Source organism: Nocardia sp. NBC_00508, from assembly GCF_036346875.1.
Lineage (GTDB): Bacteria > Actinomycetota > Actinomycetes > Mycobacteriales > Mycobacteriaceae > Nocardia.
In genome coordinates this window covers 1487962-1511270 of the sequence record NZ_CP107852.1, presented here as the reverse complement: position 1 = coordinate 1511270, position 23309 = coordinate 1487962, and the positions used below count along the sequence as shown (strand labels likewise).

The 23309-nt window shown below is 69.4% G+C and carries 16 protein-coding genes; 13 read left to right on the top strand and 3 right to left on the bottom strand.

What is annotated here, in order from left to right; genetic code table 11:
* The first annotated feature begins 84 nt into the window (after positions 1-84).
* The 3 genes from OHA40_RS06675 to OHA40_RS06665 all read left to right on the top strand — a co-directional run bounded on the left by OHA40_RS06675 (position 85) and on the right by OHA40_RS06665 (position 3197).
* A complete protein-coding gene (locus OHA40_RS06675) occupies positions 85-615 on the top strand; it encodes a hypothetical protein (protein ID WP_330232195.1) in 531 nt (176 codons plus the stop codon).
* Between the two features lie 196 nt (positions 616-811).
* Positions 812-2020 carry a cytochrome P450 family protein gene (locus tag OHA40_RS06670; protein WP_330232194.1) on the top strand — a complete coding sequence of 403 codons (1209 nt, stop codon included), beginning with the start codon at positions 812-814 and terminating at the stop codon, positions 2018-2020.
* Between the two features lie 49 nt (positions 2021-2069).
* Positions 2070-3197 carry an AraC family transcriptional regulator gene (locus OHA40_RS06665; protein WP_330232193.1) on the top strand — a complete coding sequence of 376 codons (1128 nt, stop codon included), beginning with the start codon at positions 2070-2072 and terminating at the stop codon, positions 3195-3197.
* A gap of 75 nt (positions 3198-3272) precedes the next feature.
* On the opposite strand, the gene OHA40_RS06660 is transcribed toward OHA40_RS06665, so the two are convergent.
* Positions 3273-4175 (bottom strand): SURF1 family cytochrome oxidase biogenesis protein, encoded by a 903-nt coding sequence (locus tag OHA40_RS06660; protein ID WP_330232192.1) that lies wholly within the window; start codon positions 4173-4175, stop codon positions 3273-3275.
* Positions 4175-4681, bottom strand: a complete 507-nt coding sequence (locus OHA40_RS06655) for a low molecular weight protein-tyrosine-phosphatase (RefSeq protein ID WP_330232191.1) — start codon at positions 4679-4681, stop codon at positions 4175-4177. The genes OHA40_RS06660 and OHA40_RS06655 overlap by 1 nt, the downstream gene beginning before the upstream one ends.
* A gap of 44 nt (positions 4682-4725) precedes the next feature.
* On the opposite strand from OHA40_RS06655, the gene cobC reads away from it, so the two are divergent.
* From cobC to OHA40_RS06620, 7 genes are all read left to right on the top strand, one after another.
* A complete protein-coding gene (gene cobC, locus OHA40_RS06650; protein ID WP_330232190.1) occupies positions 4726-5763 on the top strand; it encodes an Rv2231c family pyridoxal phosphate-dependent protein CobC in 1038 nt (345 codons plus the stop codon).
* A 43-nt stretch (positions 5764-5806) separates the two neighbouring features.
* Complete coding sequence (locus OHA40_RS06645) at positions 5807-6928, top strand: Nif3-like dinuclear metal center hexameric protein (RefSeq protein ID WP_330232189.1); 1122 nt, start codon at positions 5807-5809, stop codon at positions 6926-6928.
* Positions 6929-7267: 339 nt separating this feature from the next.
* Positions 7268-7912: a hypothetical protein gene (locus OHA40_RS06640; RefSeq protein WP_330232188.1), complete on the top strand. Its 645-nt coding sequence runs from the start codon at positions 7268-7270 to the stop codon at positions 7910-7912.
* Positions 7913-8046: 134 nt separating this feature from the next.
* On the top strand, positions 8047-8784 hold the full coding sequence (locus OHA40_RS06635; RefSeq protein ID WP_330232187.1) for a zinc ribbon domain-containing protein: 738 nt from the start codon (positions 8047-8049) through the stop codon (positions 8782-8784).
* A 141-nt stretch (positions 8785-8925) separates the two neighbouring features.
* Positions 8926-10119 (top strand): bifunctional RNase H/acid phosphatase, encoded by a 1194-nt coding sequence (locus OHA40_RS06630; RefSeq protein WP_330232186.1) that lies wholly within the window; start codon positions 8926-8928, stop codon positions 10117-10119.
* 316 nt (positions 10120-10435) lie between these two features.
* Entirely contained in the window at positions 10436-12907 is a 2472-nt protein-coding gene (locus OHA40_RS06625) for an FAD-dependent monooxygenase (RefSeq protein ID WP_330232185.1), read from the top strand.
* Between the two features lie 165 nt (positions 12908-13072).
* A complete protein-coding gene (locus OHA40_RS06620; RefSeq protein ID WP_330232184.1) occupies positions 13073-20305 on the top strand; it encodes an amino acid adenylation domain-containing protein in 7233 nt (2410 codons plus the stop codon).
* 5 nt (positions 20306-20310) lie between these two features.
* Here the strand turns inward: OHA40_RS06620 and OHA40_RS06615 are convergent, their stop codons facing one another.
* Positions 20311-21126, bottom strand: a complete 816-nt coding sequence (locus OHA40_RS06615) for a helix-turn-helix domain-containing protein (RefSeq protein WP_330232183.1) — start codon at positions 21124-21126, stop codon at positions 20311-20313.
* Positions 21127-21237: 111 nt separating this feature from the next.
* On the opposite strand from OHA40_RS06615, the gene OHA40_RS06610 reads away from it, so the two are divergent.
* From OHA40_RS06610 to OHA40_RS06600, 3 genes are all read left to right on the top strand, one after another.
* Positions 21238-21645 carry a hypothetical protein gene (locus OHA40_RS06610; protein WP_330232182.1) on the top strand — a complete coding sequence of 136 codons (408 nt, stop codon included), beginning with the start codon at positions 21238-21240 and terminating at the stop codon, positions 21643-21645.
* A gap of 333 nt (positions 21646-21978) precedes the next feature.
* Positions 21979-22494, top strand: coding sequence for a GNAT family N-acetyltransferase (locus tag OHA40_RS06605; RefSeq protein WP_330232181.1), 516 nt, complete (start codon positions 21979-21981; stop codon positions 22492-22494).
* Between the two features lie 69 nt (positions 22495-22563).
* Complete coding sequence (locus OHA40_RS06600; protein WP_330232180.1) at positions 22564-23307, top strand: hypothetical protein; 744 nt, start codon at positions 22564-22566, stop codon at positions 23305-23307.
* Positions 23308-23309: the final 2 nt, after the last annotated feature.

Below are 23309 nucleotides of genomic sequence, written 5' to 3'. Positions count from 1 at the left end.
CGAGGAGGCATCGTGACCGAGACGGCCATCCAGTTGACCGCGCTGCCCGAGGACGCCGGAAAGTCTTGTGGTGGTGGCTGAGTCATGACAATTCTGGCTTTGGAGATCGGTGCGGCGGAATTCGCCGCGAGCCGGGTGGCCGCCGATGCCGGCGCACGAGGCATCAGGCGGATACCGGTACCGGCGGACGCGGTGTGGGACGCTTGCCGAGATCTCCTGCTCGATGTCGCCGGAGACGATGAGATCACCGCGGTCGGCATTGCCTGCCCAGGTCCGATCGACAGGTCGGCCGAGGTGGTCGCTCCGTCTGGAATCGCGGAGTGGCGTGGGGGATTCGGCATCGTGGCGGCGGTACGGAGACTGTTCCCGGTGGCCGTCGTCCGGATGGCGACCGATGGCCTGTGCCTGACGCTGGTCGAACGAAGCGTCGGCTCCGCGTCGGGCGCCGAGGCGATATTGTCCGGTGCAGGCATCCTCGCCCTGATCGCGGAGGAACGGGCAATCCGCGGCACACCACCCGGCCATGTCGACAGTCATGCCGACAGCCGAATTCGCACTCGAGAAGACCACCGATCCGCACAGCGGGTGATGTGCGTTCGTCGCTGGCCGCGGTGAGCGCTTTCCCCGTTCGATGCCGGGCGGTCGGCACAAGGGATGCGCCAACCAACCCGAACATCGGCAATGCGGCGTCAAAGTTTCATTGCGAGGCAACGAATCACCGTTCCCACGTTCCGTGGGCAACCACGGCCGACACTGGGCGGGCACGCGCAGACCCCAGTCTCGTTTGACCGACCACACCCTGGGAGACACTATGACCGAGTCCGTCATTCAGCTGCCGACCGCTGGCGAGCCCGTGTTCGATACGTTCGATCGAATCTGCCGGCGTGGTCCCGTCGTACCGATCGAACTGCCCGGCAACGTCTCGGCCTGGATCGCGGTGAGCTATCAGGCGGTGAGCGAGATCCTGGCCGGTGACGGCACAGTGTTCAGTAAGAACGCGCGCAACTGCCCCGCACTGCACGACGGCACGATTCCGGCGGAGTGGCTGCTTCGAGCTTTCACCGACATCGATCACATGCTCAATTCGGACGGTGCCGATCACCGAAGGTTGCGAAAGACGATCGGCCAGGCATTCAGCCCCGGCAGGGTCGCCGCACTCGAACCCCGGATCCGGCGAATCGTCACCGAACTCATCGACGCGATTCCAGATCCCACCGCCGAGGTCGACCTCGTCGCCGAACTCACCATGCCGTTTCCCGTGCGGGTGATTTGCGAACTGTTCGGGGTACCGGTATCGGACCAACGGCAATTCCGGCGCTGGGCCGCCACGATCATGTCCCATCTGAGCACCGGCGACGAGATCCAGGCCGCGATGGGCGCCATGATCGGCTACCTGACCGAGTTGCTGGACAGTAAACGCCGTCATCCCGGTGACGACCTCACCTCTGCTTTGCTGCAGGCCAATGCCGACAACGGTTTGACCGATCACGAGCTGGTCGACATGTTGTGGCTGGTCATCATGGCCGGACACGAGACCACGGTGCATCTGCTCGGCAATGCGGTAGTGACGCTGTGCACCCATTCCGAACAGCTGGCCAAGGCTCGCGCCCAGGACCGGTGGGCGGATGTCGTGGAGGAGATGCTGCGCTTCCGTTCCCCGGTAGGCAATTTGTTCAACCGCTACGCGCTACGGGATGTCACCATCACGGGCGTCGATATACCCGCGGGGGCCATCGTGGGGTGGTATGGCGGCGTCGGGCGGGACCCGGATCACTACCCGAGCGCCGATGTCTTCGATATAGACCACAATTGCCGAGACCAACTGGCTTTCGGCCGGGGACCGCATTTCTGTCTCGGTGCGCCTCTGGCCAGACTGGAAGCCCGTACGGCATTGTCGGCCCTGTTCAATCGGTTCCCAAGTCTGCGCCTGGCCTGCGACCCCACCGAGATCCCCTATAGCCCGCAATTCATCACCTGCGGGCCGCTCACCTTGCCGGTGCTCCTCGATTCCACTGCGTAGGCGCGGCAGTCGCCGGGCCGCGCCGACACGGTTCCATCGAGGTGTCATCGTGAGGTATTCCGAGCTGACCGTGGACGATGCCGAGGAGTGGACCGCACTCAGCGACAGCTTCGTGCCGATGGGGCACCGATACCGTGCTCCGCACACCTGGTGGGGCCATCTGACCGCTCAGGACACCGCCGCGTACACCCTGGTACGGACGGAGCAGAGCGGAGACAAGCTGGCCTCACGGACGCTGTCGCACACCCGCCGCGGACCCGACGACTTCTATTGGTTGGTGTTCCCGCAGCGGGGCGTGTTCACTGCTGTCGAGAACGACACGTCGATCCGGCTCCCGCCCGGTCGCGGGCTGCTGATGAGACTGGACCGGACGTGGCGGCTGCACATGCCGGCCTCGGTGGCATATGCGTTCCGGGTACCGCGTGTGGAGATCGACTGCAGGCTGCCGCCCGGGGGGCCGCCGTCGTCGTCGGCGCTGGACATGCGATCCGGCCTGGGCAGAGTGGTGCAGACCATGCTCCGCGCAACCCATGCCGAGCATGCCGGTCTCACTGGCCGCGAGTTCGACGCCGTGTGTGATCGAGTCGGTGAGTTGCTCTGCATGATGTCGATCGGAGACCTGCGCCCGCAGCAAAGCCATCTGGCCGAAACGGCCGAGTCCGTCCGCCAGTATGTGCGGCAGCACATCGGCGCGGGGGACCTGCGGTTGCCTGCTGTGGCCGCGGCCCTCAAGTGGTCACCCCGGCAACTGCGTTTCGCCCTACAGCAATCGGGCACCACGTATCGGGAGGTACGGCAGGAGGCGGCCCTGCGTGCCGCACGGGACCTGCTCGCCCGGCCCGGACCGAATGCGACCATCGGCGAGGTGGCCGCACACTGCGGTTTCACCGAGACCTGGTTCTCCACCGCATTCAAAGCGCGATACGGCGAGACACCCCGCGAGTTCCGGCAACGCAGGCTGAGCGAAGCGACCAGCGGGTCCGCATGGTCCGGCCGGGTCGCGACCGCAATAGACGCGGCCCGGGCCGAGGACACGATTTCCCTGGAATCCGTCGCCCGCCGCTTGGCCGTCGGACCACGGACGCTGCAACGGCGGCTGGCCGAGGAAGGTACCACTTGGTGGCGGGAGCTGGAGTCCGCGCGCCGACGATATCGTGCGACGGCACAGGATCGTTGAGGTTGGTCGCGCTCTGCGGTTTACACCATGCGGCTCTGTGGGGCGTGCTCGCGCGCGGGGGTGGCCGGTCCGGGTTCAGCCGCGGCTGCGGCCGTAGCGGTCGGCGAGCCGGGCCTCGGTGGTCGGCGCGGTGGCGTCGGACGAGGAAGGCGGAGTTGCTTCGGCGGGAGCCGCCTCGGCGGAAGTCGTCGCGCCGCGAGTTGTCGTCGCGGCGGAAGCCTTTTCCTTCCTCCGTTCCCGGATCTCGGCGTAGACGAAGTAGCCGAGGCCGAGTGGGGCCATGATGCCGAAGGCGAGCCATTGGAGGCCGTAGGACAGGTACGGGCCCGCGTCGAGCTGGGGGAGTGGGGTCGGGGTGAAGGCGCCGGGTTGGTTCTCGCTCAGCTGCAGATAGCCGCCGCGTTCGCCGGTCGGGAGCGGGGTGAGGGGCTGTTGCAGGACAGCCGATTCCTGGGTGGTGTCGATGGAGTACACCTGGCGGTAGCCGTCCTGGAGGCTCGGGTCCTTGCCCGGCGTGACTCCCTCGGACATCCGGACCCGGGCTTCGATGCGCTGCGGCCCGGCAGGCGGGTCGGGAACCTGCGGCGGGCGGGATCCCTCGACCGCCGATACCAGCCCGCGATCGACGAGCAGCACGCGTCCGTCGTCCAGCCGGAACGTCGCGAGGACCGCGTAGCCGGGGGCGCCGTCGAGGTGACGCAGCCGTACCAGCACCGTCGAGTCCGGTACATAACTGCCGGAGGCGGTGACGCGCCGCCACTCGACATGGGTGGCGTCGGCGGGGTCGGAGAGCACTGCGGCGACATCCACCGGGGCGGCCTTCACCGAGTCGGCGATCAGCTGATTGCGGTGTGAGGTGGCCGTGTTCTTGCCGAGCTGCCACGGCGCGAGCACGGTGAAGCACAGGTAGGCGAATGCGGCGACCAGCACGGCCAGGATCAGCCAGCTGGGGCGGAACAGGAAGGTGAGCCTGCGCATCAGGCTCGTCCGTCTGGGACAGGGTGGAGATCGGCCAGTTCGACGCGCACCCAGTCGAGCAGGCCGGGGACCGCCGCCTCGATCTGGTCGCGCACGAGTTCGAAGTCCGCCGCGTCGCCGTAGTAGGGGTCGGCGACGTCCTGGCCGTCGGCGGCGGGATCGAAGGTCCGCAGCAACCGCAGCCGCTGCGGCGCGACGCCGAGGCGGGCGAGTTCCCGCTGGTGCGAGTGGTCCAACGCGATGACCAGATCGGCGTCGAGGTGTTCGGCGCCGAACGCGGCGGCGATGTGGCCGGTCGGGTAGCCGTACTTGCGCAGCGTCGCGGTGGTTCGCGGGTCGGCGTCGTCGCCGACGTGCCACGACCCGGTGCCCGCGCTGCTCACCCGGACGCGGTTGGCCAGTCCCGCCCGGTACAAATGCACGGCGAAGATCTTTTCCGCCATCGGAGAACGGCAGATGTTGCCGGTACAGACGAACGAGACGTGCAGCTGACCCACGACTGCCATTCTGGCCGGTGCCGCTACCGGTCCGCCACGTAGGGTGTGATCTCGTGTCCGAGGACCGCGTCGATCGCGCGAAACTGCGCCACCATGGCGACGTGGAGGTGCGTCCGGGCATGCTCGATTTCGCGGTGAACGTCCAGGGTGTCGCCCCGCCGGAGTGGCTGCGGCAGCGCTTGGCCGCCCGGCTGTCCGACTTGGGGCGTTATCCGAGCGCCGAGGAAGCCGATGCCGCCCGCCGCGCGGTCGCGGCCCGGCACCGGCGGACTCCCGACGAGGTGCTGTTGCTCGCGGGCGCGGCGGAGGGGTTCGCGCTGCTGCCCCGCCTCGCGCCGCGCCTGGCCGCGGTGGTGCATCCGTCGTTCACCGAGCCCGAACTCGCGCTGCGCGACGCGGGTGTCCCGGTGACCAGGGTGGTTCTGGAACCGCCCTACCTGCTCGATCCCACCGCGGTGCCCGCCGAGGCCGATCTGGTGGTGCTCGGCAACCCGACGAACCCGACCTCGGTACTGCACCCGGCCGATGCCATCCGAGCCCTGCGCAGGCCGGGCCGCACCATCCTCGTCGACGAAGCCTTCGCCGACGCGGTGCCGGGCGAGCCCGAGTCACTCGCCGCCGACCCCGCACCGGATCTCCTGGTGCTGCGCAGCCTGACCAAGACATGGGCTCTGGCGGGCCTGCGCTGCGGATACTTTCTCGGCTCCGCCGACCTCCTGGCGCGCCTCGACCACGGACGTGCCCACTGGCCGCTGGGCACCTTGCAGCTGGAGGCGATCACCGCGACGGCCGGACCCGCGGCCGTGGCCGAGGCCGACCGGCGCGCCGAGACTCTGGTCCTGGATCGCACCGCGATGATCGAACGGCTGACCCGCCTCGGCGTCCACGTCCATACCCCAGCCGACGGCACGTTCCTGCTGCTGCGCGTCGCGGACGGTGCACTGCTTCGCAAACACCTGGCCGACCGAGAGATCGCGGTTCGCCGCGCCGATACCTTCCCCGGTCTCGGTCCGGACCATCTGCGTGTCGCGGTCCGCGGCGCCGACGAGGTCGACCGGCTGGTCGCCGCGATCCGATCGGCAGGTGTGTGATCAGCGTGGGGCAGAGCATGAGTGAAGCAAAGGAAGGTGGACGATGACCACGCTGGCGGATCTCATCGCGGTGCTCGACGCGGCCTACCCGCCCGCGCTGGCCGAGTCGTGGGACTCGGTCGGGCTGGTCTGCGGAGATCCGGCCGAGGAGCTGAGCCGCGTGCTGTTCGCGGTCGACGCCACCGCTGCCGTGGTCGACGAGGCGATCGACTGGCGCGCTCGAGCCCTCGTCGTGCATCATCCGCTGCTGCTGCGCGGCGTCGACACCGTCGCAGCGAACACGCCGAAAGGCGCGCTGCTGCACCGGCTCATCCGCTCCGGGTGCGCGCTGTTCACCGCGCATACCAACGCTGACTCCGCCGATCCCGGCGTCTCGGACGCGCTCGCCGCGGCCCTCGGGCTCACCGTGACCGGCCCGCTGGACGCGAAGCCCGAGTCCGCCATGGACAACTGGGTGGTCCAGGTGCCACGCACGCATACGGACACTGTGCTTGCCGCCCTTTTCGCCGCAGGCGCGGGCGGCAGCGGGAACTATCGCGACTGCGCGTTGCGGATGCCTGCGACGGGGCAGTTCCGGCCGATGGCCGAGGCGAGTCCGGCACACGGCGCTCGCGGCGAACTCCAGCGCGTCGAGGAGGACCGCCTCGAGGTGGTCGCCCCGCCCGCGGCGCGCTCGGCGGTGCTCGCAGCGCTGCTCGCGGCCCATCCTTACGAGAGCCCGGCCTATCACGTCAGCGAACGGGCCTTGCTGCCCTCGTCACTCGGCATCGGCCGGATCGGCACCCTGCCGGAACCGGAATCGTTGCGTGCCTTCACCGATCGCGTCGCGAGCGCGCTCCCGCCCACCGCATGGGGTGTGCGCGCCGCGGGAGACCCGGACCGCGCGATCCGCACCGTCGCCGTCTGCGGCGGCGCAGGTGACTCCTACCTGAACGCGGCGACCCGCCTCCGCGTCGACGCCTACGTCACCGCCGACCTGCGCCACCACCCGGTCGACGAACATCTGCGCAAGGGCGGCCCCGCGCTGGTCGACGCCGCGCACTGGGCGACCGAATTCCCTTGGTGCGCACAGGCGGAATCGATCGTCCTGGCCGCGCTGCCCGACCTGGAGACGAGGGTGTCCACGCTGCGCACCGACCCGTGGACGGTGGGCGCGTCCCACTGATCGCGCGAGGGGCGCGGTCGGTCGCGTAGTCACCGCACGACACGAGAACGCCGCAGATCTGATGCGGCGCGAGGGACCGGCGCGGACGCGGCAGCCGGCGCAGCCGGGTGACCCGGAGCGGCGCCGAGCGAATTCGGCCGAGGGGAATGGGCGTGGAGGCGGTAGCTTGCGCAGGGATCCGCCACGCCGCTGGTCGAATTCGGCGTAGGCGGGTTCAATGCCCTTGCCCCGGCGACGGACCGGCAACGCTCACGGCGTGTCGGGGCGTGTCGGCGCCGGACCGGAACAGGGTGGGCGGTTTGGGTGAATCGGGCAGTTCGCCCGGGGTACAACTACCGCATGAGCTTCCCGGTTGATTTCGGGCTGGTACAGATCGGCCTGATCCTGCTGCTGTTGGTCGGTGTCGCGCTGATCGTTTCCGGCCTGATCGCGGCGCGCCGGGTGGGGATGCGGGCGCTGCTCGCGCGCGGGGCAGGCGGGTTCGCGCTGCTGCTGGTCGCTGCGGTGCTGCTGTGGATCGCGACCCTGCTGCAGACGTATCTGGGACTGACCGGGGAGATCAAGGCGGCGCATGTGGTGGCCGCGCCGGTGCCGGGGCAAGAGCACCAGCTCGAGGTCGACCTCACCCTCTACGGCGACGACGACCACGCCGAACAGCGCACGACCTACCGGGTCGAGGGCGACATGTGGGTGCTGCAAGCGGGCATCGTCGAACTGGAACCCTGGGTGAACGCCCTCGGCTTCCACTCCGGCTACCGGATCAGCCGACTGTACGGCCAGCGCCTCGACGGCGTCGCGACCAGGCAGAACCAGATCTTCCTCGGCGACGGCGACCAGGACTTCTTCGCCGACATGCGCGCGGGCCGCTGGTGGACCCAGCCGTTCGTGCGCTCCGCCTACGGCAACGCGGTGATCGCGGTACCCGGCGAATACGACGTCTACATCTCCCGCGACGCCATCAAGACCCGCGCCGTCGGCAATTAGGCGGCCGCCTCGCCTTCGCCCGGCCCGCTGCGGCTGGGGACTTACCTCCGGCTGCGCCCATTACACCGGGCCACCGATGCGGCGCGGTACGGTTGAACACCAGTCCCGTCCACCCATCCAGGAGTTTGTCCGCGTTGAATGTCGAACCCACGATCCAGGCCGGGCTGCTCCGGCTCGCCGCCATCGACGCCGAGCTGACCCGGATCGCGCACCGCCGCACCGTGCTGCCCGAGCAGCAGGAGGTCGTTCGGCTGGAGGCCGAGCGCAACACCCACTCCGACGCCGCGGTGGCCGTGGAGATCGTGCTGGACGACCTCGACCGCGATATCCGCAAGCTGGAGGGCGAGGTCGAGGCGGTGCGCAAGCGCGAGGACCGCGACAAAGGAATGCTCACCGCCGGAACGGTGAACGCCAAGCAGCTTTCGGAGATCCAGCACGAGCTGGGCAGCCTGGAGCGCCGCCGCTCGGTGCTGGAGGACGAACTGCTCGAGGTGATGGAACGGCGCGAGGCCTCCGCCGCCGACCATGAGCACGCGGGCGCCCGGCTGAGCAAGACCGAGGCGGATCTGGCCGCCGCGCGGCGCCGGCGCGACGAGGCGGTCGCGGATCTGGATGTGGCGCAGGACCGTTGCGATACCGATCGCGCGGGTGTGATCGCGAAGCTGCCCGCCGAAGTGCTCGCGATCTACGACCGCCAGCGGGAACAGCACGGTGTGGGCGCCGCGCTGTTGCAGGCACGCCGCTGCGGCGCGTGCCGCATCGAACTCGATCGCGGCGAGATCGCGCGGATCGCCAAGACCGCCCCCGACGTGGTAGTGCGCTGCCCGGAGTGCGGAGCGATCCTGGTCCGGACCAAGGAATCGGGGCTGTGAGCGAGCGTCAGCGAGTGAACCGAGGATACAGCGCGCCCTCGCGCACGACGGAACCGAGCGCCGGCGAGGTGGAGTCGTGAGCGAGGGCCGGCGAGGTGGAGTCGGGAGCGCCCCCCGATCGGGCGTCGAGCGCGTGCGGCGATGACCTACCCAGAGGTGATCGTCGAGGCCGACGGCGGCTCCCGCGGCAATCCGGGTCCGGCCGGGTACGGCGCGGTGGTCTACGACGCAGATCACCTCAGGGTGCTCGCCGAACGCCGGGAGTTCCTCGGCACCGCCACCAACAACGTCGCGGAATATCGTGGGCTGATCGCCGGATTGGAGGCGGCGGCGGAACTCGGCGCCGAATCCGTCGACGTGCGAATGGATTCCAAGCTGGTGGTCGAGCAGATGACCGGCCGATGGAAAGTCAAGCACGCGGCCATGATTCCGCTCGCCGACCGGGCCCGCAGACTGGCCGCCGGGTTCGCACAAGTGCGTTTCACCTGGATTCCCCGCGCCCAGAACGCGCACGCCGATCGACTGGCGAACGAGGCCATGGACGACGCCACCCTGGTCGGCGAGGTTCCCGCGACACCGGCGTCCGCGCGGTCGACCGAGGCCGCCGACCCGGCGCTCGCGGTCACCGAGCACGAGCTGCCGAGCTGGATCGACGAGGCCAGGGACGCGGGCGCGGCGCAGGCCGAGCCCGCGCGACACGGCCCTGGCTGGACCCGTGCCACCGGGCGTCCCACCCGGTTGTTGCTGTTGCGCCACGGCCAGACCGAGCTGTCGCTGGAGCGCCGGTATTCCGGTCGCGGCAATCCGCCGCTCACCTCGCTGGGGCGGGAACAGGCCGCCAGGGCCGCGAAAATGCTTTCCGCCAAAGGCGGTATCGCCGCCGTGGTCAGCTCTCCGCTCGGCCGGGCCAAGGAGACCGCGGAGGCCGCGGCAACCGCCCTCGGTGTGCCCGCCGAGATACACGACGGTCTGATCGAGACCGATTTCGGCGCGTGGGAGGGCCTGACCTTCGCCGAGGCCGCGCAGCGCGATCCCGATCTGCACACCCGCTGGATCGGCGACTCCGCTATCGCCGCGCCCGGCGGGGAGAGCTTCGATCAGGTTCGAGAGCGGGTGGACGCGGCCCGTCGCGATCTGACCGAACGGTATCCCGGCGCGAACGTGGTTGTGGTAAGTCACGTGACCCCGATCAAGACGCTGCTGCAACTGGCACTCGATGCCGGTCCGTCCCTGCTGTACCGATTGCATCTGGATCTGGCGTCGCTATCCATAGCGGAGTTCTATCCCGATGGCGGATCATCGGTGCGTCTGGTGAACGACACGTCGTATCTGTGAGGGCGCCGAAACCCCTCGGGACGAGGGCGAACGCGGTGGGTGGATGGCGAATTATGCCCTATTGCAACATGTTTGCGTTTCACATTCGCGGGATGCGGTGAATCTCACTTCGACTCTGCCACGCGCGTCGAGTAGGGGTAGGCTTCCCCAGCGTCAGGCACAGGCGTCCTACCCTGCCTGCCTGGTCGGGGTCGACACTGTGTGCCCTCGATCGGTGTCACTAAGGGGGACGGCGGTTCGCGGGCAGCGCCGCCCGTAGGCCGCGCGCGGCGGGAAGCGCTTGTGCTGTCGCGTAGTTCGAGAGAGTGCAGGTTCGATGAGCAGTCCGATCAAAGTTGTCGTTCTGGGGGCGGGGATCGGAGGGCTCACCACCGCGGCCGCGCTGCGGCACGCGGGTTTCGGCGTCGAACTATACGAATCGGGCCCCGAGCTGCGCGCCCAAGGCTTCGGTCTTTCGGTGCAGGCCAATGGAATCAACGCTTTGCGCACCCTCGGGCTCGGCCTCGACGAGCAACTGCTCGAACGCGGCGGCCGGGTCGAGACCTTCCGCTTCTGCGATCCCGACGGCAGCCCGATCCGGGTACTTCCGGTACACCGGCTCGATGCCCAGCTCGGCGCGCCCGCCGTGGCGCTGCACCGCAGCGATCTGCACGACGTGTTGCTGCGCGCGATCGGCGACACGCCGACTTTCGTTGCCGCGCAAGCCACCCGGTTCGTCGACGACGGCGAGCACGTGCGCGTCGAGTTCGCCGACGGCCGGGTCGCCGAGGGCGATCTGCTCGTCGGCGCCGACGGCATCCACTCCATGGTGCGCGCCCAGCTGCACGGTCGCGCCGAGCCGCGGCCGGGCAATTTCGTGTGCTGGCTGGCCTGCATCCCGTTCGAGCACCGCAATGTCGCGCGCGGCCTGTCGGCGCACTTCTGGGGCACCGGAATGCGTTTCGGCATCCACGACATCGGTCACGGCCGGGTGTACTGGTGGGGCACCCAGACCCTGCCCGCCGACGAGGCCGCGAACTGGTGCGGCGGCAAGGAAGACCTGCTGCGCCTGTACGCCGACTGGGCGCCGGAGGTGCGCGCCTGCATCGAGCAGACCGACGAGTCCGCGATCCTCGCCGTGCCCGCCCAGGACCGCCCGCCGCTGCCGCAGTGGGGCCGTGGCCGGGTGACCCTGCTCGGCGACGCGGCGCACCCGATGCTGCCCAGCCTCGGCCAGGGCGCCAACTCCGCCATCGAGGACGCGGTGGTGCTGGCGAACGCGCTGCGCAACACCCTGGATCCCGTCGCGGGCCTGCGCCGTTACGAGCAGCTGCGTGCCGATCGCACCGCCATGTTCGTCAACGGTTCGGCCTCGCTCGCCAAGATCGAGCAGACCACCGACCCGCGTCTGGTCCGGGTGCGCGACACCTACTTCCGGCACGCGCCCACCGAATTCTTCCTGCGCGAGCTCGCCAAGCCGATGTCGTTCCCGCCGCTGGACGGGCCGAGCGCGCGGCTGCCGCGCCCGCTGTCGCCGGTCGAGCGCTGGCACTGGATCGCCGATCAGCTGGCGCCGCTGCACATCCTGTCGCGTGTGCGGATCCGCGGGCAGGTCGACGTCGAGCAGATCCGGGCCGGCCTGGACCACGTACAGCGCCGACATCCGCTCTTGCGAGTCGCCGTAGCCGCCGAACCCGACGGCACCGCACCGCGTTTCGTTCCGGTGCGGGCGCCCATCCCGCTGCGCGTGATCGAATCCGAGGACAGCACGACGTGGCTGACCGAGGTCGACGAGGTCGAGCTGCGCGAGCCCTTCGATTGGCGCACCGGGCCGCTGGCCAGGGCGGTGCTGATCAAGGAAACCGACGGCACCAACGAGCTGATCGTCACTCTGCACTACGCCATCGCCGATGGCGAGAGCGCGCTGTCGGTGGCGAAGCAGGTGCTCTACGCTGCTGCCGGGGAAGCGGGCGAGTTCGCGCCTGCCCCGGTGCGGCCCGGTCCGGAGGATCTGTTCCCGCCGCGCTTCCAAGGTGCGGGCGGCGCGCTGCGCACCGCGGGTTCGCTGCTGCGCGACCAGAAGTCGCAGCTGCGCAGGCCGCGCAGGTTGGAGCCCACCTCGCTGGCCCCACCCGCGCAGCGGCGCAGCCGGGTGGTGCATCGCAGCCTCGACACCGACCAGCTCGACGCGCTCACCGCGGGCTGCGCGCGCCACGGCGTCGGCTTGCAGGCCGTCTTGTCCGCGGCGCTGCTGATCGCGGCGGCCAGGGAGGCGGGCACCGACAAGGCGAGCTGGTACACCGTCGGCAGCTCGGTCAACTTCCGCGACCACCTCGACGGCGCCGCCGCCGACACCGAGGTCGGCACCTATCAGGGCATGATCGCCACCCCGGCGAAGTACGCGCCATGGGCGTCATTGTGGGAGATCGCCACCGAGATCGAGCACGAGTACGGCGCGCGGATGGATCGGCGCGATCATCTGTCCGCCCTGAACCTGCTGAAGGTGGCCGCACCCAAGTCGGTGGCCGCCAGCGCGTCCACCGTCAAGCTCATGGACACCCGCGGTCCCGGGCACCTCTGTATGACCTACCTGGGCAGCTACCCCTTCCCGGACAAGATCGGATCCTGGCAGCTGGAGGGCGCACAGTTCGTCTCCGGCATGTCTGTGAGCGGGTTCATCATGGCCACCGCCAACGCGACCCACAACGAGCTGTCCTTCAACATCGGCTATGTCGAACCCGCAGTGTCGCGGGATCGAGCCGAACGCCTCGCCGATGAGAGTGTGCGCGCACTGCTTTCGGCCTGCTGACCGTCCGCCTACACCGCAAGTGAACAGCAGAGTCCGGCATCGGCAAAGCCGATGCCGTGATTCGCGATATCGATAACTGGATAACTGTGGTAGCAGCTTTGCGTTCTGGGGGCTTGGTTGGATCCGCGCACAGCCGGTGCCGCGAGTGTCGCGATAGGAGTGACTGTGACATCCGAACCGAGCGCTACTCCCCATAGACCCGAGGCGTGGCCGGTCAGCGCGTATCAACGAGATGTGTTGTCCGTGGCCTTCCGGTACGGCCCGGCGCCGGTCACCCGGAACGCCTACTGCGCGTTCCTGGACGAGCCCTTCGACATGGCGCGGCTGCAAGCCGTGGTCCGCCGGGCACTGCTCGGTGACCCCGCGCTGCGGCTGCGTTTCGAGTTCTCCGAAGGCCGTTTCTGGCAATGGGTTTCGGACGAGCTCCCCGAGGTCGAGCTGATCGACCTCAGCTGGGCGTCGGACCCCGCCGCGGCGCGCCGGGAGTGGGTGAACCGGGCCAACGTGACGCCTTCCCCGCCGCGCCGGCCGTTCCGGGTCGCCGCGCTGGTCGACGGACCCGACCACTTCCATCTCTACGTGGCGATGCACCACGCGATGATCGACGGGTGGGGTGTGAACGCGCTGTGGGCCGCCCTGGTGGACAACTACAGTCGCTCGGATCTGCCGCTCGACCTGCTCGCCGAGCCGGACCCGGTCACCGAGCAGACCGACCGCGGCGTGCGCACCTACCGCAAGATCGCCGCCGAGCACGAGGAATACCTGTCCTCCGCGCAGTGGGTCGCCGACCGCGACGCGCTGGTCCGCCGGTTCGAAGGCGTGGTTCCCGCGCTCTTCTCCGGCCGGCCGAGCACCCCGAACGTGGACCGGGGGCGCCGTCGCGTCGTGGTGGAACCCGCGTTCCTGGACCGGATTCGCGCTACCGGCTTCTCCGTCTTCGCCTTCACCGTCTCGGCGCTGGCCGCGTATCTGACCACGGTCCATCGTTCGGAGGAGGTGGTGATCGGCGTCCCGATGCTCAACCGGCACAACCCGGAGACCTTCCGGACCGCCGGACACCGGACGAACGTGGTGCCGCTGCGCATCCGGGTCGACCCGGCCGCGCCGCTGTCGGCGGTCGCATCCGAGGTGGCCGCGCAGATCCGGGAACTCAAGCGCTACGAGCGTTTTCCGTATGGCGACCTGGCGCGTGCGCTCAGCAGCGATCCGACGGCGCCGCCGCTGTTCGACGTGGCATACTCCTACATCAAGATGCCGTCGTCGGATCATCTCGACAAAATCCTCGGCACCATCGATATCGTCAATCCCGGCACGGTGCTCGAGGCCCTGAACATCCTCGCCGTCGAGCACGCGCGCGACGGTTCGCTCAACCTCCAGCTCTACTACGACCGAGATGTCTTCGACGAGAGCTTCCCGTTCGAGTCGGTCGTGCGCAGCATCGGCGCGCTCTTGGTGGCGGCGCTGGACCGGCCCGACGCCCCGATCTCGGCATTGCCGCTGATGCCCGCCCGAGAACTGGCCGCCGTCACCGCTTTCGAAACCGGTCCGCGCGAGCAGTTCCCGTACACCACGATCGACCGCTTGTTCCTCGAGGTGGCCGCCGAGCATCCGGACCGGATGGCGATCGAGCCGGTCGCGGGGTCGGGAAGGCAGGCGCTGCGCTACGGCGAGCTGTCCGCGCTGGCCGATGGATTCGCCGCCCGGCTGCGCGCGCTGGGCGTGACCGGCAACGAATGCGTCCCGGTGGTGCTGACGCGCTCGACGGAGCTGCTCATCGCGATCTTCGGCACGCTACGGGCGGGTTGCGCGTATGTGCCGTTGGATCCGGACTTTCCGGCAACGCGCATCGAAACCGTGCTCGCCGACTGCGGAGCGCGCTTCGTGGCGGCCGGGCCGGAGCACCAGGCGGTGTTCGACAAACTCGGTGTCACCCGGATCGCGGTGACCGATACCGTGCCCGCGCGCGGCGTCGAAAACGTCTCACATCCAGCCGATCTGAGTTATCTCATCTACACCTCGGGCTCCACCGGCATACCCAAAGGCGTGATGATCGAGCACCGGTCGGTGGTGAACCGGCTGACCTGGATGCAGCGGCGCTACCCGTTGCACGCGGAGGACGTGATCCTGCAGAAGACGCCGGTCACCTTCGACGTCTCGGTGTGGGAGCTGTTCTGGTGGGCGATCACCGGTGCCAGGCTGGCCTTGCTGGAGCCGGGCGGCGAGCGTGATCCGCGCCGCATCGTCGACGCCATCGCCGCGCACACGGTGACCGTGCTGCACTTCGTGCCGTCCATGCTGGCCGCGTTCGTCGACGAGCTGGCGGCCGACCCCGCGACGGTCGCGCGGATCGGCAGCCTGCGCCGGGTGTTCTGCAGCGGCGAGGCCTTGCCACCGGCGTTGGTGCGCCGATTCCACGCGGTCTTCACCGCGGCCGGGGCGACGGCGCCGGAACTGGTGAACCTCTACGGCCCGACCGAGGCCACGGTCGACGTCTCCTATTTCGACTGCCCCCGAGACGACGCGCTCGACCTGGTGCCGATCGGCCGCCCGATCGACAACATCGACCTACTCGTGCTCGACGAAACCGGCCGCCGAGTGCCGGTCGGGGTACCGGGCGAGCTGAACATCGCGGGCGTCGGCGTCGCCCGCGGATATCGCGGCAGGCCCGAGCTGACCGCGGCCGCCTTCGTCGACGACCGCGCGGTGGCGGGCCGGCGGCGCTACCGCACCGGCGACCTGGCGCGCTGGCTGCCGGACGGCAACCTCGAGTATCTCGGCCGCTTCGACGACCAGGTGAAGATCCGCGGCAACCGGGTCACGCTCGGTGAGGTGCACAACGCCATGCTCGGTTGCCGCGGGGTGCGCGCGGCGGCGGTGGTGGACGAAGTATCCGAGGCGCACGGCGTGCAGCTGGTCGGCTACTTCGTGGGAACCGACGTGACCGGGGCGGAGATCGCCGAGCAGATCGCGGCCAGACTGCCGCGCTATATGGTGCCCACCCGGCTGGTCCGGGTAGACCGGATCCCGCTGACCCGCAACGGGAAACTGGACCGGCGTGCGCTCGCCGAACAGCTCGTCCTCGGACACGGCGCGGAGCGAATCGCGGGCGGTGAGCCGCGCAACGACGTCGAGGCGCGGCTCGCGCGAGTCTGGTGCACGGTGCTGGGCGTCGAGTCGATCGGCATATACGACAACTTCTTCACGCACGGCGGCGATTCCATTCTCGCGCTGTCCGTGCGCACGGCCGCCGAGCGTGCCGGGCTCTCCTTCGACGTGGACGCCTTTTACCAGGCGCCGACCATCGCCGAGCTGGCGCGCGTCGTGCGCGCGAGCGACGGCGACCACGCGCGTGCCGTGGCGCCGCTGGCGACGGTGCCGCTGATCGACCGCGCCGCGCTGCACCACGCGGAGGACGCGTTCCCGGCCACGGCGCTGCAACTGGGCATGCTGTATCACAGCATCGAGCGGGCCGACTCGGTCACCTATAAGGACGTGTTCCGGTACCGGCTCGAGATTCCCTGGGATGACCCGGAATTCCGTGCCGCCGTGGACCGGCTGGTGCGGCGCCAGCCGGCGCTGCGGTCGTCGTTCGAGCTGAGCAGGTACTCGATTCCGCTGCAGATCGTGCATGCCGAACCGCGCTACGAGCTGGAGATCGTCGACCTCGGCGATACCGACGAATGGGACGGCGAGGAACTGATCGAGTCCTATCTCCAGGAACGCACGCACGCCCACTACGACATCTCGGTCGCTCCGCTGTTCGCCGTCCGGGTGTTCGTCCGCCCTGGCCCCCATGCGCCGGTCGGTACGGTGGATCTGGTCCTGAGCTTCCACCACGCCATCCTCGACGGCTGGAGTGTCGCCACCTCGGTGCTGGAACTATTGCTGGACTACCTGAGCCACCTCGGTATGACGCAGACCAGGATCGAGGCCACCCCGCATCCGGCGACCGTCCTGGCCGAGTACGCGCAGGCCGAACAGGGCAGCATGCACGACATCGCGGCCCGCGAGTACTGGCTGACCACACTCGCCGGAGCCGAACCCACCGCACTCACCGCGCTCGGGGCGCACCAACCGGCGGTCGCCGGAGCACCGCGAGCGAGGGCGCTGGTGCCGCGACGTCTGGCCGAGCGAGTGTCGGCGTTCGCCACGCGCCACCAGATCCCCGAGAACTCGGTCTATCTGGCCGCGCACTGCCTGGCTCTGCGGGCACTCACCGGTCGCACGGACGTCACCACCGGCGTGGTCAGGCACGGTCGTCCGGACCGCGCCGGCGCCGAACGGGTGGCCGGGCTGTTCCTCAACACCCTGCCGATCCGGTTGGACAGCACCGCGACCACGTGGCGTGCGGCGGTCGAGCAGATCGCGCGCCGGGAACGCGAGGCTTATCCCTACCGTCGTTACCCGCTGCGGTCGATCCTCGCCGACGGCGGACCGGTGTTCGAGACCGCCTTCAACTTCGTCAACTACCACGTCTTCCAGCCGATGGTCGTGCTGGACGGGGTGCGTCTGGTGGACTTCGACGTGCGCGAGGAGACCAACTTCCAGCTGCTGGTGACCGCGGCGACCGACCCGCGCGACGGCCGGATGTGGCTGCGCGTCGACGGCGATCACACGCTGAGCGCCGAGCAGTGCGAGACCGTGGCACTCACCCAGCTGCGCATGCTGGCCGGGATCGTGGCAGACCCCGACGCCGCGCTCGACCTCGGTGCCGGCCCGGCGGCCGCCCGCGACGTCGGCGCGCTGGTGGCCGAGGCCGCCGCGCTCGATCCGGCGGGCATCGCCGTGGCCGGCGACGACGAATCCCTCACCTACGACGAACTGATCGAACGATCCGATCGGCTGGCGCGGCGCCTGGTCGGGCTGGGCGTGTCGCCAGGCGACCGGGTCGGCATCCTGATGGGGCGGCGTGCGGAACTGATCCTGCTCGTGCTGGCGCTGACCAGGATCGGCGCCGCGTGCGTTCCCTTGGACGTCAGCTACCCGCGGGCCAGGCTGAACCTGATGATCGACCGCGCTCGCCCGCATCGCGTGATCGCCGACGCCGACTATCGCGACATCGTCGACGACGCCGACTTGGTGCTCGACACCACCGTGCTCTTCGACGACTCGGCAGAACTGCCGGATGTCGCTATGCCCGACCAGGTTTCGCCGGACGCGGTGGCCTACGTGCTGTTCACCTCCGGATCGACCGGCGAGCCCAAGGGCGTCGCGATGCCGCATCGCGGCCTGACCTCGCTGGTGGATTGGCAGATCCGCGCGGCGACCGGCATCGGACTGCGCAGCACGTTGCAGTTGGCGCCGTTGAGTTTCGACGTGTCGTTCCAAGAGATCTTCACCACCCTCGCGGCGGGGTCCACCCTGCGGGTGAGTTCGGCCGACCTGCGCTCCAACGTCGAGCAACTGCTCGAGACCGTGGTGCAGGAGCGCATCGAACGACTGTTCCTGCCGTACGTGGCGTTGCAGGCGTTCGCGGAGGCGGCAGTGGCTCTGCGGAGGTTCCCGACCGACCTGAAGGTGCTGATCTCCTCCGGTGAGCAGCTGCGCATCACCGACGAGATCCGCGCGCTGTGCAAGGTGGTTCCGGGTCTGGTGCTGGAAAACCAGTACGGCCCCACTGAATCCCACGTCGCCACCACATTCACGCTGCACGGTCCGGCCGACGAGTTCCCCGCACTGCCGCCCATCGGCCGAGCCGTGGACGGCGACACCGTGGAGTTGCTCGACAGCGCACTTCGCCCGGTGCCCGACGGCGTGATCGGCGAGATCTATCTCGGCGGACGTTCCCTCGCGCGCGGCTACGAGGGCAGGCCCGCACTCACCGCCCAGCGGTTCGTGGCCACGCACGCGGGCGGAATCCGGTACCGCACCGGCGATCTGGGCGTCCGACTATTCTCCGGCGACATCGTCTGCCTGGGCCGCAGCGACAGCCAGGTGAAGATCCGGGGTTTCCGGGTGGAGCCGGCGGAAGTGGAATTGGGCATCCTCGGGCTGGTGGAGAAGTTCCCCGGCATCACCGAGGCGGCCGTGGTGGCCCGCGGTTTCGGTGGTATCGACGGGTCGCTGATCGCGTTCTTGGTCGGCTCGGCGGAACAGACCGATCTGGCCGCGCTGCGGCACGATCTGCGGGCGGTGCTGCCCGCGCACATGGTGCCGTCGCGGTTCATCTGGCTCGACGAGCTGCCCCGTACGCCCAGCGGCAAACGTGATGACGCGACCCTGCGCGAGTACGGCGAGGACGTCACGGATTCGGTCGCGGCGCAGCGGGAACCGGCCGACGAGTACGAGCGGTCGGCGGTGCAGTTGCTCGCCGAGTACGCGGGATTGCGCGCGATCGGCGTGGACGACGATTTCTTCGCGGTGGGCGGGACCTCGATCGGGGCCATGCGGGTGGTGATGGCGCTGACGCGGCGGTGGGGGGTCGAAGTGCCGCTGGACGCGTTCATCAGCGCACCCACCGCTGCCGGGCTCGCCACGCTGGTGCGCGCGGGCGGCGATGTCCATCGCACCTTCGACCCGCTGGTGCCGCTCAGTGCGGAGGGCACCAAGCCGCCGCTGTTCCTGGTGCACCCGATCGGCGGAAATGTGCTGTGCTACTTGACCCTCGTGCGGTACCTGGATCCTGATCGCCCGGTGTACGGACTGCAGGCGGCGGGCGCGGACCCGGGTAGTGCGCCGGAGAAGACGATCGCGGCGATGACCGAGTCGTACCTGGAGGCGGTGCGGCGGGTGCATCCGACCGGCCCGTATCACCTGGCGGGCTGGTCGTTCGGCGGCTACGTCGCCTTGGAGATGGCACGTCAGCTTCCCGAGGAGGAAGTGTCCAGCGTGACGTTGCTGGACACGATGGCGCTACGCGCACAAGCGCGCACACCGATCCCGGAGGAGAAACTGATCCGGTGGTTCTTCCTCGAGCTGCTCTGGTACGCGCGCGGAAGTCAGTCGGCCCTGGTCGATTTCGAGCCGGACGTGCACGGTTCCGAGGAGCTGTTCGCGGCGATGCTCGCCGAGGCGGTGCGGTCGGAGATCCTGCCCGCCGCTAGCTCGCCGCAGGCGATCCGGCGGCTCTACGAGGTGTTCTACGCCAACTACTCGGCGATGCTGGACTATGAGCTCGCGCCTTACCAGCTCGATATCACCCTGCTGCGCGCCACCGAGGGGCTGCCGCCAGGCGTCGATCTGGCGCACCAGACCGTCGGCAGCATGTTCGACAGCGCGGACAACGGCTGGAAGCAGTACGCGGCCCGCCGGTTCTCGGTGATCTCGGTGCCCGGCGATCACCTGAACATGATGACCGAACCGAACATCGGCGACGTGGGGCTGCGCTTGGACGAGGTGCTGTCCGCCGCCGATCCCGACCTGGCCCGGGTGTGGGACGAATCCATGCTGGACGCCTGAGGAACTCACGAATTCGCCACGGCCGCGCGCCCGCGCAGCGCGGCCGCGGTGAATTCGTCCAGCGGGTAGAACAATTCGATGGCCAGCTCGGACAGCGTGACGTCAGCGGGTGCGCCGAAGGTGGCCATCGTGCTGAACATCGACAGTTCGCCCGCTGGTGTGCGGATCCGGATCGGCACTTCGAACGGGCCCGGCGGCGCGCCGACTTCCGCTGTGTCGGCGGCGTCCGGCGGGTCCGGGTAACCGGACACTTCGTCGTACAGCGCCGCCAGCTCGTGGTCGCCGCTCGCGCTGACCTGCCTGGCAAGTCGTTCCAGGAACAGCGCGCGGACCTGGGTGAGGTTGGCCAGCCGGGACGCGAGTCCGTCCGGGTGCAACACCAGTCGGTACACATTCGGGCGCGGCGCCTGCACGTGCGCGGGAACGCCGTCCATCAGCACGCTCATCGCGGCGTTGCCGGTCACCACGTTCCACAGCCGGTCGACGACCACCGCCGGATAGGGTTCGTGCGCGCTCAGCATGGTGTCCAGGGCGGCTCGGACCGACCTGAGATGCGTATCGTCGAGGCTGCTCTCCCGATACGCCGGCGCGTAGCCGGCCGCCAGCAGCAGCGTATTGCGTTCGCGCAGCGGCACATCCAGCGTATCGCACAGCCGCAGCACCATCGCCCGGCTCGGCGCGGCGCGCCCGGTCTCCAGGTACGAGAGATGACGCGCCGAGGTGTCGGCCGCCAGCGCCAGATCCAGCTGACTCAACCTGCGCCGCTGCCGCCATTCGCGCAGCAGGCCGCCCACTCTCGAGCGCGTCTCCACCGATGCCATTCGACCAGCTAAGCACCCGCGCCGCCGTCCAGCCATGACCTCCGAGGTTATTGAGACGCTCACCTCCAGCCAGCAGGGTTGGTCCCGACGTATCGACCACAGGAGGACGACATGAGACCGACAACCCTGGAACGCCGGAGCGACGACGCCACCTTCCTGCGTACCGCGCTCAGGGTGGACGGCTGGAGCACCGGGATCTTCGGCGTGGTGCTGGTGGCCGGCGCCGCATTGCTGCGCGATCCGCTCGGGTTGCCGATCGGGTGGAGCATTCCGTTCGGTGTCGCGATGCTGGGCGGTGCGCTCGCGTTGCTGCTGATCGCCGGGTACCCCGCGATCTCCGCGCGCCACGCTCAGGCGGTTGTCGCCGTCAACGCGCTGTCGGCGGTGGGGATGCTCGGGCTGGCCGGTTCGGGTGTGCTCGCGCTGACCGGTCTCGGCGTGGCGTTCCTGATCGTCGGCGCCGCGGCGGTGGCGATCTTCGCCTGGCTGGAGTTCGCCGGGCTGCGCAGACTCGGCTGAGTGGAGGTGACCATGCACGACGACCACCCATCCCGCCGCACCGCGGACGAGACCACCCTGGTGGGAAACCAGGATCGTCCCGGCCATGGGATGAGCGATTCCGTGTTCCCGCGACCGGTCGGGGTGATCGTGTTCTCGACGGATATCCGGCCGCTGCGGCCGGACCGCGAGCCGTGCTGCGCTGAACGCGGGTCCGGTGGAGAGGAAGGTGGAGTGTGCTCGCCACGCGGCGCTCGAAGGCATGGCCGTCGAGGTCTGGGCGAGGTCGGTCGGCGGACAGCGACGCGGCAAATCCTTTGCGCGCGGTATCGACGGCCGGGTAGAGAAGTCCGGATGGAGGTCGCGACACCGGAGATCAGGCTTCTCAAGCCGGACGAATGGGCGGCGTTCCGGCGCATCCGGCTCAGGGCATTGGCCGACACGCCGCAGTTCTTCGGTTCCACCCTTGCCGAGGCGCGGGCCCGCACCGAAGGTGACTGGCGGCGGGCGCTGGCGGATCGGGCACAATTCCTGGCCGAGTCGGCCGGGGTCGAGCTGGGCACGGTCGCGGGCATGCCGGATCCGGAACGCGATGGTGTGCACTTGATTTCGATGTGGGTGGCGCCGCAGGCACGGGGGACCGGGGTGTCGGACCGCCTGGTCCGCGCGGTGCTCGATTGGGCCGCGGCGGGTGGCCACCGCGTGGTCCGATTGGAGGTCGCCGAGCGCAACACCTTCGCCGAGCGGTTGTATCTGCGCAACGGTTTCGTGCGGACGGGCGTGAGTGGGGCGATGGCCCCTGGCGACCCGCGGCGGGAATTCGAGATGGAGTGGCGTCTACCGCGGTCCGGTTTGTCCCATCGTTCGTAGGGTAACCGGGCATCGACGGCATCCAGGAAAATCTGTCCGGCGCCGCGCAGCCGAGGACAGGAGACAGCGATGAACGAACACAAACCCGCGGATCCGGAGACCGACGGCGTCCATGACCTCGCCGATACCTCCCGTGGAGAGACAGCCGAGACCGGGCAGCAAGATGACCACACTGCCGGTTCCGCCCGCCACGCTGCGAAGGAACCCGAGCAGGCGGAGCCGGAGGCGGCGACCGCAGGGCGACAGGCGGACGAGACGACGCCAGAAGTGGGCGGCCCCACCACTGGAGTGCCAGGTATGACGGGGTTGGAGGCGCCGATCCCGGGGCGTGAGGCGGAAGACACCGCTGCTGAGGTGGGCGGTGCTGCAGCCGGAGTGGCAGGTATGACGGGCTTGGAGACGCCAGCCGCAGGGCGCGAGACGGAAGAGGCCGCTGCTGCGATGAGCGGCGCCGGAGCGGCGCCGCTGGCGGAGGCGGCCGCCGCAGGGCGAGAGGCTGGTGAGGTGCGTGGCGCCGCCGCCGGAGCCGCACAACAGGCGGAGCCGCAGACCGCCGCACGGCTGACTGCGGAGGACCGGACCCAGCAGGCCGCGGCAGAGGTGGACGAATCCGCTCAACGCGCCGCCGAGCGTGCCGAGCTGGCGGAGGCCAACGCCGCAAGCGCTGCTGAACTGGGCGCGGCTGGACTCCCCGAGTCTTTGGCCCACCCGGGCCGCACGCTCCTGGACACGGTCCGTGACAAGCCCATTCTGGCGGCAGCGCCTGCCGCGGTCCTGGCCTTCATCCTCTGGCGCGCCTTCCGGGGACGGTGATC

What these genes read in the sequence shown, in the direction of transcription:
- OHA40_RS06675 (WP_330232195.1), top strand. Translation starts at nt 85, where the DNA reads ATGACAATTCTGGCTTTGGAGATCGGTGCGGCGGAATTCGCCGCGAGC.
- OHA40_RS06670 (WP_330232194.1), top strand. Translation starts at nt 812, where the DNA reads ATGACCGAGTCCGTCATTCAGCTGCCGACCGCTGGCGAGCCCGTGTTC.
- OHA40_RS06660 (WP_330232192.1), bottom strand. Translation starts at nt 4,175, where the DNA reads ATGCGCAGGCTCACCTTCCTGTTCCGCCCCAGCTGGCTGATCCTGGCC.
- OHA40_RS06655 (WP_330232191.1), bottom strand. Translation starts at nt 4,681, where the DNA reads ATGGCAGTCGTGGGTCAGCTGCACGTCTCGTTCGTCTGTACCGGCAAC.
- OHA40_RS06645 (WP_330232189.1), top strand. Translation starts at nt 5,807, where the DNA reads ATGACCACGCTGGCGGATCTCATCGCGGTGCTCGACGCGGCCTACCCG.
- OHA40_RS06640 (WP_330232188.1), top strand. Translation starts at nt 7,268, where the DNA reads ATGAGCTTCCCGGTTGATTTCGGGCTGGTACAGATCGGCCTGATCCTG.
- OHA40_RS06630 (WP_330232186.1), top strand. Translation starts at nt 8,926, where the DNA reads ATGACCTACCCAGAGGTGATCGTCGAGGCCGACGGCGGCTCCCGCGGC.
- OHA40_RS06625 (WP_330232185.1), top strand. Translation starts at nt 10,436, where the DNA reads ATGAGCAGTCCGATCAAAGTTGTCGTTCTGGGGGCGGGGATCGGAGGG.
- OHA40_RS06615 (WP_330232183.1), bottom strand. Translation starts at nt 21,126, where the DNA reads ATGGCATCGGTGGAGACGCGCTCGAGAGTGGGCGGCCTGCTGCGCGAA.
- OHA40_RS06610 (WP_330232182.1), top strand. Translation starts at nt 21,238, where the DNA reads ATGAGACCGACAACCCTGGAACGCCGGAGCGACGACGCCACCTTCCTG.
- OHA40_RS06605 (WP_330232181.1), top strand. Translation starts at nt 21,979, where the DNA reads ATGGAGGTCGCGACACCGGAGATCAGGCTTCTCAAGCCGGACGAATGG.
- OHA40_RS06600 (WP_330232180.1), top strand. Translation starts at nt 22,564, where the DNA reads ATGAACGAACACAAACCCGCGGATCCGGAGACCGACGGCGTCCATGAC.